Source organism: Pseudomonas sp. S60 (genome assembly GCF_016647865.1).
GTDB classification, from domain to species: Bacteria; Pseudomonadota; Gammaproteobacteria; order Pseudomonadales; family Pseudomonadaceae; genus Aquipseudomonas; species Aquipseudomonas parafulva.
The window spans coordinates 25,598-38,550 of record NZ_JACVVH010000033.1; the positions used below are offsets into that span (position 1 = coordinate 25,598).

The 12,953-nt window shown below is 62.4% G+C and carries 9 protein-coding genes; 4 read left to right on the forward strand and 5 right to left on the reverse strand.

Annotation, left to right across the window (positions count from 1 at the left end; translation table 11 throughout):
- Positions 1-16 precede the first annotated feature (16 nt).
- The 3 genes from IAE33_RS17000 to IAE33_RS17010 all read left to right on the forward strand — a co-directional run bounded on the left by IAE33_RS17000 (position 17) and on the right by IAE33_RS17010 (position 4,042).
- Positions 17-1,285 carry a threonine synthase gene (locus tag IAE33_RS17000; RefSeq protein ID WP_201164363.1) on the forward strand — a complete coding sequence of 423 codons (1,269 nt, stop codon included), beginning with the start codon at positions 17-19 and terminating at the stop codon, positions 1,283-1,285.
- Positions 1,282-2,520, forward strand: coding sequence for a serine hydroxymethyltransferase (gene glyA / locus IAE33_RS17005; protein WP_201164364.1), 1,239 nt, complete (start codon positions 1,282-1,284; stop codon positions 2,518-2,520). The genes IAE33_RS17000 and glyA overlap by 4 nt, the downstream gene beginning before the upstream one ends.
- A 112-nt stretch (positions 2,521-2,632) precedes the next feature.
- Positions 2,633-4,042, forward strand: a complete 1,410-nt coding sequence (locus tag IAE33_RS17010) for a DOPA decarboxylase (protein ID WP_201164365.1) — start codon at positions 2,633-2,635, stop codon at positions 4,040-4,042.
- A 73-nt stretch (positions 4,043-4,115) separates the two neighbouring features.
- Here IAE33_RS17010 and IAE33_RS17015 read toward each other — a convergent pair whose 3' ends face one another.
- Positions 4,116-5,489, reverse strand: a complete 1,374-nt coding sequence (locus IAE33_RS17015) for an MFS transporter (RefSeq protein ID WP_201164366.1) — start codon at positions 5,487-5,489, stop codon at positions 4,116-4,118.
- A gap of 287 nt (positions 5,490-5,776) precedes the next feature.
- On the opposite strand from IAE33_RS17015, the gene quiC reads away from it, so the two are divergent.
- Complete coding sequence (gene quiC, locus IAE33_RS17020) at positions 5,777-7,684, forward strand: 3-dehydroshikimate dehydratase QuiC (protein ID WP_201164367.1); 1,908 nt, start codon at positions 5,777-5,779, stop codon at positions 7,682-7,684.
- 152 nt (positions 7,685-7,836) lie between these two features.
- Here quiC and IAE33_RS17025 read toward each other — a convergent pair whose 3' ends face one another.
- From IAE33_RS17025 to hpaI, 4 genes are all read right to left on the reverse strand, one after another.
- Positions 7,837-10,293, reverse strand: coding sequence for a TonB-dependent siderophore receptor (locus tag IAE33_RS17025; protein WP_201164368.1), 2,457 nt, complete (start codon positions 10,291-10,293; stop codon positions 7,837-7,839).
- Positions 10,294-10,396: 103 nt separating this feature from the next.
- Entirely contained in the window at positions 10,397-11,353 is a 957-nt protein-coding gene (locus tag IAE33_RS17030) for a FecR domain-containing protein (protein ID WP_201164369.1), read from the reverse strand.
- On the reverse strand, positions 11,350-11,886 hold the full coding sequence (locus IAE33_RS17035; RefSeq protein WP_201164370.1) for a sigma-70 family RNA polymerase sigma factor: 537 nt from the start codon (positions 11,884-11,886) through the stop codon (positions 11,350-11,352). The genes IAE33_RS17030 and IAE33_RS17035 overlap by 4 nt, the downstream gene beginning before the upstream one ends.
- Before the next feature lie 264 nt (positions 11,887-12,150).
- Positions 12,151-12,951 (reverse strand): 4-hydroxy-2-oxoheptanedioate aldolase, encoded by an 801-nt coding sequence (gene hpaI / locus IAE33_RS17040; RefSeq protein WP_201164371.1) that lies wholly within the window; start codon positions 12,949-12,951, stop codon positions 12,151-12,153.
- Positions 12,952-12,953 lie beyond the last annotated feature (2 nt).

Consider the following 12,953-nt stretch of genomic DNA (forward strand, 5'->3'; position numbering starts at 1 on the left):
CTCCCTAAGGATGGCCATGAAGAATTCGTACAAAGCGTATGCATTGCAGTGCCTGGTGTGCGACCGCCAATACCAGCCCCATGAGGTCAGTTACTTTTGCCCACATTGCAAGGGCGAAGGTGCCCTCGATGTGCTTTACGACTACCCCACGCTGAAGCGTGAATGGCCCCGAGCAGCCCTGGCGCACCAGCAGGCCCCCGGCATGTGGCGCTATGACCGGCTGATGCCACTCAGTTCGACCCAGTACGTACCGCCGCTGCTGGTGGGGAATACGCCGCTGTATGCGCCGGCCAATCTGCTTGGCGAAGGCTCGGCGATCAAGGTGTTGATCAAGGACGAATCCAGGCAGCCCACGGGGTCGCTGAAGGACCGCGCCAGTGCGCTGGCTGTAGCCCATGCCTTGCAGTCGGGCGCCCGCACCGTGGCCGTGGCCAGCACAGGCAACGCCGCCTCGGCGCTGGCCGGGATGAGTGCCAGCATGGGCCTGCACAATGTGATTTATCTGCCACGCACCGCACCCCGGGAAAAGCGCGCGCAGATGTTGGGCTATGGGGCCGAGATCGTATTGGTGGACGGCCAGTACGATGAGGCATTCGAGCAATGCCTGGCCGGCTGCCAGGCGCACGGCTGGTACAACCGAACCACCGGTATCAACTCGTACATGAGCGAGGGCAAGAAGACCGTTGCCTTCGAGATCTGTGAACAGCTGCACTGGCAGGTGCCCGATCTGATATTCGTGCCGGTCGGTAATGGCTGCATCCTGGGTTCAGTCTACAAGGGCCTGTTCGATTTGCTGCAACTGGGCTGGATCGACCGTATGCCGCGCCTGATCGGTGTGCAGGCCGAACACAGCAACTTCATGTACCGGGCGTGGCGCAGCGACCGCTCCATGGCACGCACCGCACGCATCGCACCTACCAGCCTGGCCAGCAGCATCAACGTGGCATTGCCACGCGATCGCCTCAAGGCCATGCGCGCGGTAACAGCCAGCAACGGCGAATTCATGTGCGTCAGTGACCAGGACATCGTGACAGCGGCGTCCAGGCTTGCCTCGCGCACCGGTGTATTCGCCGAAGCGGGTGCTGCCAGCGCCTTCGCCGGCCTGATCAAGTATGCCCAGGCACATCCCGATACCGCGCAAACCGCTGTGGTGCTGATCACCGGCAGCGGCTTGAAAGACACCTCCATCTTCCTCTCCGGCAGCGCCGGCGGCCCGCCAGGCGCACTGGCGGGTCAGTTGCCGGCGCCGTTGAACACAGCGCCATCACAAGGAATCTCCGCATGAGCTTGCAATTTCGCGACCCCGCCATCGCTCGTCTGATTGACCGCGAGCGCAATCGTCAGGAAACCCACCTGGAGCTGATCGCCTCGGAAAACTACGTGAGCGAACAGGTGCTCCAGGCCCAAGGCTCGGTACTCACCAACAAGTATGCCGAAGGCTATCCAGGCCGCCGTTACTACGGTGGCTGCAAGGTCGTCGACGAAATCGAGAACCTTGCCATCGACCGAGCCCGCCAACTGTTCGGCTGCGAATATGTCAACGTTCAGCCGCACTCCGGCTCACAGGCCAACCAGGCAGTTTTCCTTGCGGCGCTTGAGCCGGGCGATAGCATTCTAGGGATGTCACTGGCTCACGGCGGCCATCTGACCCACGGCGCCTCGGTGAATTTTTCGGGCAAGTTCTTCCAGGCCTTTGCCTATGGCCTTGAGCCAGGCAGTGAGACCCTCGACTACCAACAGATGGAAGCGCTGGCACGCGAGCATCGGCCGAAAATGATCATCGCAGGTGCATCGGCCTATTCCCGCGTCATTGATTTCTCGCGCTTTCGCAAAGTCTGCGATGAAATCGGCGCCTACCTGATGGTCGACATGGCCCATTACGCTGGGTTGGTAGCGGCAGGCGTGTACCCCTCGCCAGTCGGTATCGCCGACTTCATCACCTCGACCACCCACAAGACCCTGCGCGGCCCGCGCGGCGGCTTGATTTTGGCCAAGGCTGAATACGCGGCCCTGCTCGACAAGACGGTGTTCCCGGTGTACCAGGGCGGGCCGCTGATGCACGTGATTGCCGCCAAGGCGGTGGCGTTCGGCGAAGCCCTGAGCGACGACTTCAAACAGTACCAGCGACGGGTGGTCGACAACGCCAGGACCATGGCTGATGTGCTGACCCGGCGCGGCTTGCGGGTTGTGTCCGGCGGCACCGACAGCCACATGTTCCTGCTTGACCTGCGCGCCATGAACATTACCGGCAAGGATGCGGAAGCCCTGCTGGAAAGCGCCCATATCACCCTGAACAAAAATTCGATTCCAGGCGATCCGCAGAAACCGACGATCACCAGTGGCATCCGTATTGGCACACCCGCACTGACGACGCGTGGGTTTGGCGAGGTTGAATGCGCTGAAGTGGCTGGCCTGATCGCCGACCTGCTGGCGCAGCCCAACGACAGCGCACTGCTGGAAAACACCCGACGCCGTGTGATGCATCTGTGTGAGTGCTTCCCGGTATACCTGCTGGCATGAGGAGCCTTGCGGGTTCGCCATAGCAGCTATGCACGAAGCGGGGTTATTCGCCAGGGGCGCTGTGCCTAGACTAGAGCAGTATCTGGCAATCACATTCCTCAGGAGAGCCCCCGTGACCCCCGAACAATTCCGCCAATACGGCCACCAGCTGATCGACCTGATTGCCGACTACCGCCAGACCGTGGGCGAGCGGCCGGTGATGGCCCAGGTTGAGCCCGGCTACCTGAAGGCGGTGTTGCCGGACGCCGCTCCGCAACAGGGCGAGGCGTTCGAAGCGATCCTCGCGGATGTCCAGCAGGTGATCATGCCTGGGTTATCCCATTGGCAGCACCCTGACTTCTACGGCTACTTCCCCTCCAACGGCACCTTGTCGTCGGTGCTGGGCGATTTTCTCAGTACCGGCCTGGGCGTGCTGGGCCTGTCCTGGCAGTCCAGCCCGGCCTTGAGCGAGCTGGAAGAAACCACCTTGGGCTGGTTGCGTGAGTTGCTGGGTTTGTCGGCCCAGTGGAGCGGGGTGATCCAGGACACCGCGTCGACCAGCACGCTGGTTGCGCTGATCAGCGCCCGTGAACGCGCCACCGATTACGCCCTGGTGCGTGGCGGCCTGCAGGCCGAAGCCAGGCCGCTGATCGTGTATGTCAGCGCCCATGCCCACAGCTCGGTAGACAAGGCGGCGCTGCTGGCCGGCTTCGGGCGCGCCAACATTCGGCTTATCCCCACCGACGAACGCTACGCCTTGCGCCCAGAGGCACTGCAGGCCGCCATCGAACAGGACCTGGCGGCAGGCAACCAGCCGTGTGCGGTGGTTGCTACCACTGGCACCACCACCACCACGGCCCTCGACCCGCTAAGCGCTATCGGCGCCATCGCCCAGGCGCACAAGCTGTGGTTGCACGTGGATTCCGCCATGGCGGGTTCGGCGATGATCCTGCCCGAGTGCCGGTGGATGTGGGATGGCATCGAGCTGGCGGACTCGGTGGTGGTCAATGCGCACAAGTGGTTGGGGGTGGCGTTCGACTGCTCGATCTACTACGTGCGTGATCCGCAGCACCTGATCCGCGTCATGAGCACCAACCCCAGCTACTTGCAGTCGGCCGTGGATGGCGAGGTGAAGAACCTGCGCGACTGGGGTATCCCGCTGGGGCGCAGGTTCCGGGCCCTGAAGTTGTGGTTCATGTTGCGCAGCGAAGGGGTAGAGGCGTTGCAGGCACGTCTGCGGCGTGACCTGGACAATGCGCAGTGGTTGGCCGGGCAGGTAGCGGCTGCCGCCGATTGGGAGTTGCTGGCCCCGGTGCAGTTGCAAACACTGTGCATCCGGCATCGGCCTGCGGGGCTGGAAGGCGAGGCGCTGGATACCCATACCCGCGGCTGGGCGCAACGGCTGAACGCTTCCGGGGCAGCTTACGTGACCCCGGCCACGCTGGATGGCCGCTGGATGGTGCGGGTTTCGATTGGCGCGTTGCCGACCGAACGGGCAGATGTGGAGCGGCTGTGGCGGGGGCTGCAGGGGGTGGTGAACTGATTCGCAGACAGTGCCTTGGGTGGTGGAGCGCAGCTTGCGATCCGCTACCCAAGGCGCTGGGCTCAATGACCCATCACTGGCTCACAGCCTGCAAGCTCCCCTTGCGGCTGGCCTCATAGGCCTCTTTCTCCATCGGTTTGGCCTGCGGATTACCCAGGTCTTCCATGGTCATGCGATGGGTTTCCGGCGCGATGTAGGCCGCCAGTGCACACACGCAAGTGATGAAGAACGCCAAGCCCCCGACCACCAGCGGTATGTTGTCCGAGCCAGGCGGCGCCACCAGGGCGAACAGCGCCGGCAGCATGGCGGTGAGCATGGTGCCGATGTTCTGCGCGATGGCCATGGCCGAAACGCGGTAGCGGGTCTGGAACAGCTCTGGGTAGAAGCTTGGGAACACCGCGTTGTAGCCCTGGTAGACCATGCCCCACATGACGATCGACGAAGCGAAGGCCAGCGGCACGTTCTGGATGCTGATCGCGTACAGATACACGAAGGCCAGCAGCCCTGAGCCCAGGCACCCGGCAATCATGGTCGGGCGACGGCCAATGCGGTCTGAAAGGTTGCCCACGAACGGGATCACCAGCACTGCCACGATGTTGCCCACCACCGGAATCCACAGGTACACGCTCTTGTCGAACCCGATGCCATAGGCCGGCTGTACCGCGTAGGCCGCGCCGAAGATGGTGGCTACCACAGGGATCACGTTCATCAGTGCCATGAACATCACCAGCACCATGTGCTTCCAGCTGTGGCGGAAGGCTTCGCTGATGGGTGACTTGGCAACCTTGGCCTGCTTTTCTTCCTTCACGAATGCGGGGGTTTCATGCACTTCCTTGCGGATGATGAAGCCTGCAATCAGCACCACTGCGCTCATCAGGAACGGAATGCGCCAGCCCCAGTCATTGAACGCCTCGCTAGGCATGAAGTAAGCCAGCGGCAGGAACACGGCGGCAGCCATCACCTGGCCCGCCTGTACCCCTTGCAGGGTAAAGCTGGCGTAGTAACCGCGTCGCCCGAACGGCGCATGCTCCATGATCATCGAGCTGGCGCCGGAGATTTCACCGGCCACGGCAAAGCCCTGAACCAGCCGCAACAGCACCAGCAGGGCCGGTGCCAGCATGCCGATGTCGTGGTAGGTGGGCAGCAGGCCGACGGCCATGGTCGAGATGCCCATCAGGAACATGCACAACAGCAGCACGTTCTTGCGACCGCGCGTGTCGCCCCAGTGGCCGAGCACGAAGGCACCGACCGGGCGCGCCAGGTAGCCCACACCGTAGGTGGCCAGCGAGGCAATGATGGCCATTTTAGGGTCGGTATTGGGGAAGAATATCTGCGGGAAAATCAGTGCAGCGGCTTGGGCGTAGATGAAGAAGTCGTAGTACTCGAGTGCCGAGCCTATCCATCCACTGGCGGTCGCTTTCTTGGCTTGAGAGCTGGAGTGAGCCATCGTTGTCTCCGTTGTTATTGTTGTAGCGCAGGCTCCGGCTGGAAACGCCAAGGCAGGAGGCGGTGAACATTGGGCCTGCGTCTGTGATGCATGTTGACCACGGGCCAGCGGTCAGGCAATTCGCTAAAACGGGTTTCGTGCGATAATCGAACGCAAAACTAACCATTCCGTACAAAGGGATTGAAGCGCCGACTTTACCTGCGAATAATCCATCGTGCCAGAAACTGTAACGGGGGTTTTGTATCCCCGCTGGCCCTGTGATCCCCTGACAACAAGGAACTCCCGCCATGCAGCGTTCGATCGCCACCGTGTCCTTGAGCGGCACCCTGCCGGAAAAGCTCGAGGCCATCGCCGCCGCCGGCTTCGACGGCGTCGAAATTTTCGAGAACGACCTGCTGTACTACGCCGGCAGCCCGCGCCAGGTACGCCAGATGTGCGCCGACCTGGGGCTTGCCGTGACGCTGTTCCAGCCATTTCGCGATTTCGAAGGCTGCCGCCGCGACCGCCTGCAGAAAAACCTTGACCGAGCCGAGCGCAAGTTCGACCTGATGCAGGAACTGGGCACCGACCTGGTGCTGGTGTGCAGCAACGTGCAGGCCGACGCGCTGGGCGACGAACACCTGCTGGTCGACGACCTGCGCCTGCTGGCTGAGCACGCTGGCAAGCGCGGCTTGCGCATTGGTTACGAGGGACTGGCCTGGGGCCGCCATGTGAATACCTACCAGCAGGTATGGAACCTGGTGCGCCAGGCGGATCACGCCGCCCTGGGTGTGATCCTGGACAGCTTCCACACCTTGTCGCTCAAGGGTGACCCCGCCGCCATCCGCGACATTCCCGCCGACAAGATCTTCTTCGTGCAAATGGCCGACGCGCCAATCCTGGCCATGGATGTGCTGGAGTGGAGCCGCCATTTCCGCTGCTTCCCGGGGCAGGGTGAGATGGACATGGCCGGGTTCCTGGCGCCGATTCTGGCCACGGGTTACCGCGGGCCGTTGTCCCTGGAAATCTTCAACGACGGTTTCCGCGCTGCGCCGCCGCGGCAGAACGCCGCCGACGGCCTGCGTTCACTGCTGTACCTCGAAGAGCAGACGCGCTTGCGTCTGGAGCAGGAAGGCACTGCCATCGAACCGGGCGTACTGTTCGCGCCGCCAGCTGCCAGCACCTACGATGGCGTTGAATTTCTGGAGTTTGCCGTCGATGAAGCGGTGGGCGCGCGCCTGAACGGTTGGCTCAAGAAACTGGGCTTTGCCGAAGCGGGCCAGCACCGGAGCAAGGACGTACAACTGCTGCGCCAGGGTGATATCAACATCGTGCTCAATGCTGAGCCTTACTCGTTCGGTCACAACTTCTTTGAAGCCCATGGGCCTTCGCTGTGCGCTACTGCCTTGCGGGTGAAGGACCAGCAGGCGGCCCTGAAGCGCGCCACGGCGTTCCGTGGCCAACCGTTCCGCGGGCTGGTCGGGCCCAACGAGTGCGAGGTGCCGGCCGTGCGCGCCCCGGATGGCAGCCTGCTGTATCTGGTGGAGCAGGGCAGTGCGGGCCAGAGCCTGTATGACACCGACTTCAGCCTGAACCCGGGCGCCGCGCCCACCGGTGGGCTGCAGCGTATCGACCACATGGCGCTGGCGCTGCCGGCCGAGTCGCTGGACAGCTGGGTGCTGTTCTACAAGAGCCTGTTCGGCTTTGCCGCTGATGACGAAGTGGTGCTGCCTGACCCTTACGGCCTGGTGAAAAGCCGCGCCCTGCGCAGCCCCTGCGGTACGCTGCGCTTGCCGCTGAACATCTCGGAAAACCGCAACACCGCCATTGCCCATGCGCTGTCCAGTTACCGGGGGTCGGGTGTGCACCACATCGCATTCGATTGCACGGACATCTTCCGCGAAGTGGCCCGGGCCAAGCTGGCGGGGGCGCCGTTGCTGGAAATTCCGCTCAACTACTACGATGACCTGGCTGCGCGCTTTGACTTCGATGACGAGTTTCTTAGCGAGCTGGCCTATTACAACGTGCTTTATGACCGTGATGCGCAGGGGGGGGAGCTATTCCACGTGTATACCGAGCCGTTTGAGGATCGGTTCTTCTTCGAGATTATCCAGCGCAAGGGGGGGTACGCGGGGTATGGGGCGGCCAACGTGGCGGTGCGGTTGGCGGCGATGGCCAAGGCTCGTAGTGGGGTGGCGCGTAAGCCGGTGTTGTAGCGTTGGGTTTGAAGGTTGAATGCGCTTTGTGGATTTTGATAGGGGGCATAGTCCGTTTGCTGGGGGGACGCTGATTCAGTTTTTGGCGGACTGTCATTCTTGTTCGGGCCGATAGTGGCCTGCCGACGGGCAGGCCGTTATACGACGGCCGTTCAGAACTTCCAGCGAGCGTTGATCACCGCGTTGCGCGGGTCGCCGTAGGACCCCGAGTTGAACGTGCCCAGCCCGTCGTAATACTTCTTGTCGAACAGGTTGTTCACGTTCAGACCCACGCTCAGGTTCGAGTCGACTTCATAGTTGGCCAGCAACCCGACCACGCCGAACGGCCGCTGGTGAGCCTTGGTCCCAAAGGCTTCGTTGACCGCGTAAATGTCGCTCTGCCAGGTCATGCTGCCGCCCACCGTCAGCTTGTTCAGTTCGCCGTGCAGGCGATAGGTGGTGCCGAGTTTGAACAGGTTCATCGGCTGGTTGGTTTCGACGCGATGGTCATCCTTGTCGTGGGATTCGCGGTAGGTGTAGCCGCCGATGACGTTCCAACCGGGCAGCACTTCGCCGGAGATTTCTGTCTCGACGCCCCGCGTGGTAGTACCGCTGATGGCCTGATACACCTCGCGGCCGTCTTCGCCAGTGTCGACGAATTGCGGTGTGTTCTTCTGCTTCACCTCAAACAGCGCAACGCTCGCGTTCAGCGCGCCGTCGTAGAACGAGCCCTTGAGGCCCACCTCGTAGTTGTCGCCTTCCAGTGGTTTGAGCGAGGTGTTGCCTGCCGTTTTGTAGAAGGTCTGTGGCAGGAAAATGCTGGTCCAGCTGGCGTAGACCGAGTAAGTATCGTTCAGGTCGTAGATGACGCCTGCGTACGGCGTGACCACGCCAGTCTTCTTGGTGCGGTCACGGCTGGTGGATTCGCCGGTGAAATCGTCGCTGCTGTCGTCCTTTTCCGTCCAAGAACTGACCCGCGTGCCGAGGATCACCGACAGCGCATCCGCAGGTTTCAAGCGCACGGCCCCGTAGACGCCGTTCTGGCTCAGGCGCGTCAGGTTCTCACCGGTTTTGCCCAGGTGCGGTTTGCCACCGGGGTTGCCATCGTAGGTGTAAATGTTGTCGACCGAGGGCGTTGCACGCTCATAGTCCGGGTAGTTGAGGTGGGTGTACGCCACGTTGGCGCCGAACACCAGCTCATGATCGCGGCCACCCAGTTCAAACGGCCCGGTGACGTACAGGTCGCCGTTGTCCTGGGTCTGATAGCTGTCCAGCCGGTTGACGTACATGCGCACGCCGCCACCGGTTTCGAAATCCGGCGCACCGGCACTGGCCGAGCCGACCACGCCGTGGCGGTAGCCGTACTGATGGGTGTAGGCGGCTTTGAGGGCCCAGTTGTTGGCGAGTTTCTGTTCCAGCACGGTGCTGAAGTTGTACTGCGTGTTGTCCAGGTAGCTCCATTTCGCGCCGGGGTTGAATGAACGGGAAAAATGGGTCGCGGTGCCGTTGCTGTTGAACAGCGGGATGTGGCCGAAGCTGACGCCGTCGGAGTCGTTGTTCTGGTAATCGAGGCTCAAGCGCAGCAGCGTGTCTTCGCTCAGGTCCATGTCCACCGCGCCGTACATCACGCGTTTCTCGGTCTTGTACGAGTCGATGAAGGAACCGGCGGTTTGGTACACACTGACCAGCCGCCCCCGCACATTGCCGCTGTCGGTCAACGGCCCCGCCACATCGGCCTCCGCCCGATAGCGGTCCCACGCACCGGCCTCACCGTACACGTACCCCTGAAACTCCGAGGTCGGGCGTTTGCGAATCAGGTTCAGCGTCGCCGACGGTGTGCCCGCGCCGCTCAACAGGCCGGTGGCGCCGCGCACAACTTCCACGCGGTCGTAAATCGCCATGTCGGCCAGGGTGCTGGTGTACTGCTGGGATTCGTTGGCTGTCTGGGAAGGAATGCCGTCGTATTCGAAGTTCTGAATCTGGAAGCCGCGCGAGTAAAAGGTGTAGCGATCACTGTCTCGGTGGTTGCTGGACAGGCCCGGCGTGAACTTGACCACGTCGTCCAGCGACGCCAAGTGGTGATCGGTCATGACCTGGCGCGGGATCACAGTGACGGACTGCGGGGTCTCTTTCAGCGACAGCCCCATCTTGGTGGCGGTGCTGGTCTGGCGCGGGGTGTAAGTGCCGGTATTCTCGGTGGTCTCATCGATTCCCGTACCGACGACGCTGGTGGCGCTGAGTTGCAGGGCCGAGGTTTCTTCGGCGCGGTACAGCACGTAAACCCTTTGTACGCCGGGGGTGGCGATCAGGTCCGAGCCCGCGAGCAACGCCGCGAAGCCTTGTTCGACGCTGTACGTGCCGTTGAGTCCGGCGCTTTGCTTGCCATCGGTCAAACCCGTCTGAAACGACAGCACCACGCCTGCTTCATTGGCGAAACGGCCCAATACCGCGCCCAGCGGCCCCGCTGCGATGGCGTAGTTTTTCTGCACGCTGGCTGCCTGCGCGTACGCCCCGCCCAGCAAGATTGGCTCCAGCCACGCGAGCGATGCCCCCAGTACGGCGAGTTTCAAGGTGTTGCGGGACTTGAACACAAAGGGATGTCGGGTGGCGGGTTTTGACGGGGTGCGCATGTTGGCTCCTGATGCCCTTTTCGGGCGTTGTAAGGGTCTCTTACAAGGAGTCGCGCGAGCGTGGGCAAATCGACAATGTCACCCAAAAAAAAAATGAAAAAAGTCAGACGGACGCTTGATGCTCCACCAGGCGCGTCCAGAAATCGGTATAGCGCACCACCTTGACCGGCAACGAGCGGGCAATCGCTGACAGCGCCAGATCGATGTCATCCAGCGGATAGGAACCCGAGACCCGAAGGTGCGCAATCTCTGGCGCGCAACCGAGGTATCCGCTGCGATAGCGCTGCAATTCACCGATGAGACGGTCCAGCCGCCAGCCATCGACCACGAGTCGGCCGCTAACCCACGTGTCAGCCAGAGGGTCCAGCGGGTGACGATCGAACAACGTGCGAGCGTTGAGGCTCACGGTCTGGCCGCTGTCGATGATCGTCTGCTCCCCCGGCGCGCCTTCAGGGCGAACCGCCACCGCATGCTGAAACACGGTCAACTGCGTGACGCCGTCCTGCTGCCGCACGCTGAAACGGGTGCCCAGTGCCTCCATGTCACCCTGTGCGCTGCGCACGATGAAGGGCCGGGGATCCTTGGCGGTTTCGATGAAGATTTCGCCATGGCGCAGCAGAATCAGTCGCGCCTCTGCGTTGAACACGATGTCCACGGCACTGGCCGTGTTCAGGACAAGCGTACTGCCATCGGCCAATGTGCGGGTCAGGCGCTCGCCAGTGTCAGTGCGCAGATCGGCGAGCAACACGGGCGCTTCACGATACCCCGCCCAGCCCAGGGCGCTAAGACCGGCACACAGCGCAACCGTTTTGAGCACGCCACGTCGCCCGACTGAAGCGCGACCTGCGCGATCCAGTATCTGATACCCCAGCGCGCCCCTGGCATTGCCCAGTTGTGCCTGCAACAGCGCGACCCGTTCCCAGGCCCAGGAGTGCAAGGGGTTTTCGTCGTGCCAGGTCTGGAACTGGCGCTGCATCGCGGCGTCACCTGGCGTGGCGCCCATGCGTGCAAACCAGTGGGCCGCTGCGCTCAAGGCCTGATGTTCGGGGGAATGGTTCACGCGCCGTGCTCCAGCTGGAACAGCAGACAATGTTCGGTGGCGCGGGCGATGTATTTGGTCACCGAACTCACCGATACGCCCAGTTGTTCAGCAATGTCCTTGTAAGCCAGACCCTGCAACTGCGCGAGCAGGAACACGGTCTTCACCCGCTTGCCCAGCCCGCTGAGCATCGCGTCCAGCGCGTGCAGGGTTTCCAGCAGCATCAGGCGTTCTTCCGGGGAGACAGCGTAATGGTCGGGCTGTTCAGCGAGGATTCGCAGGTAGGCCTCTTCCACCGACCGACGCCGAAAACTGTCGACCATGACCCGTCGGGCGATGGTGACCAGAAAGTGTCTGGGTTCGATCAATTTGTGGGTGATCGGTTGTTTGCGGTCCTCCAACAACACGCGCATGAACGTGTCTTGCGCGATGTCGGCGGCCTGATGAGAACAGCCCAGACGGCCCCGCAGCCAATTCACCAGCCAGCCATGATGAGCGCCATACAGCGTCGCGACGCCCTGATCAGAATGGGGAGAGGAGGAATAAGCGGCCATGGTGAGAAACACAGGCAAACAGGAATGTTTCGCAATATATTTCAATCGGAAACATTCGGCAATGTACGTCGCGCCAGGCTGTCGAGGAGGCAGTAATCGTACCTCGTTCGCTGCTTTCGTAACCTCCAGAACCACCAACGGGGTTTGGTGGCTTCGGAATAGAAAGGCATCACCATACATTTGCCGCCCCCGAAATGCTTTTCAAAAACCGGGGGACACGACCACTACCCTGACACCGGGGGTTCCCGACCTAGTGCTTGAAGGTCAATACACCCCGGCGCTGGTGTCCGATGTCGGCATGCCTTTGAACGCCCCCGCCAGGTCCCGCAGCCCACGCATCAGCACTGTGGTATCGACACCCACCGCAACAAATGCTGCACCCAGTTCGATGTACCGCCGTGCCAGCCTCTGGTCGGCACTGAGAATACCCGCCGCCTTGCCGGCCTTGGCGATGCGCACGATCGCATCCTCGATGGCCGCCTGCACCTGCGGGTGCCCCGGGTTGCCACGGTGCCCCATGGCCGCGCTGAGGTCAGCTGGCCCGATAAATACACCGTCCACGCCGTCCACCGCCAGGATACTGCCCAGGTTGGCCATGCCTTCGGCGTTCTCGATCTGCACCAGCAGGCACATCTGCTCATCCGCATGGTCGAGGTAGCCGGCGATGCTGTTCCAGCGTGAAGCACGGGCCAGCGCACTGCCCACGCCCCGGATGCCGTGAGGCGGATAGTGCACAGCCTTCACCAGCTGCCGGGCCTGCTCGGCCGTTTCGACCATCGGTACCAGCAAGGTCTGGGCGCCGATATCCAGCACCTGCTTGATCAGCGCGGTGTCGCCCACCACAGGGCGGATGACCCCGTGGCTGGGGTAGGGCGCTATGGCTTGCAACTGTGCGAGGATCCCGCGCAGGTCGTTGGGGGCGTGCTCGCCGTCGATGAGCAACCAGTCGAAGCCAGCGTTGGCGGCCAATTCAGCACAGTAGGCATCAGCCAGGCCGAGCCACAGGCCGATCTGGGGCTGCCCGCTGAGCAGGCGTTGTTTGAAGTGATTGATGGGCATGTCCATGG

Excerpts from the sequence above, each read along its gene's own strand:
- IAE33_RS17000 (WP_201164363.1), top strand. The coding sequence starts at position 17 with ATGAAGAATTCGTACAAAGCGTATGCATTGCAGTGCCTGGTGTGCGAC.
- glyA (WP_201164364.1), top strand. The coding sequence starts at position 1,282 with ATGAGCTTGCAATTTCGCGACCCCGCCATCGCTCGTCTGATTGACCGC.
- IAE33_RS17015 (WP_201164366.1), bottom strand. The coding sequence starts at position 5,489 with ATGGCTCACTCCAGCTCTCAAGCCAAGAAAGCGACCGCCAGTGGATGG.
- quiC (WP_201164367.1), top strand. The coding sequence starts at position 5,777 with ATGCAGCGTTCGATCGCCACCGTGTCCTTGAGCGGCACCCTGCCGGAA.
- IAE33_RS17025 (WP_201164368.1), bottom strand. The coding sequence starts at position 10,293 with ATGCGCACCCCGTCAAAACCCGCCACCCGACATCCCTTTGTGTTCAAG.
- IAE33_RS17035 (WP_201164370.1), bottom strand. The coding sequence starts at position 11,886 with ATGGCCGCTTATTCCTCCTCTCCCCATTCTGATCAGGGCGTCGCGACG.
- hpaI (WP_201164371.1), bottom strand. The coding sequence starts at position 12,951 with ATGGACATGCCCATCAATCACTTCAAACAACGCCTGCTCAGCGGGCAG.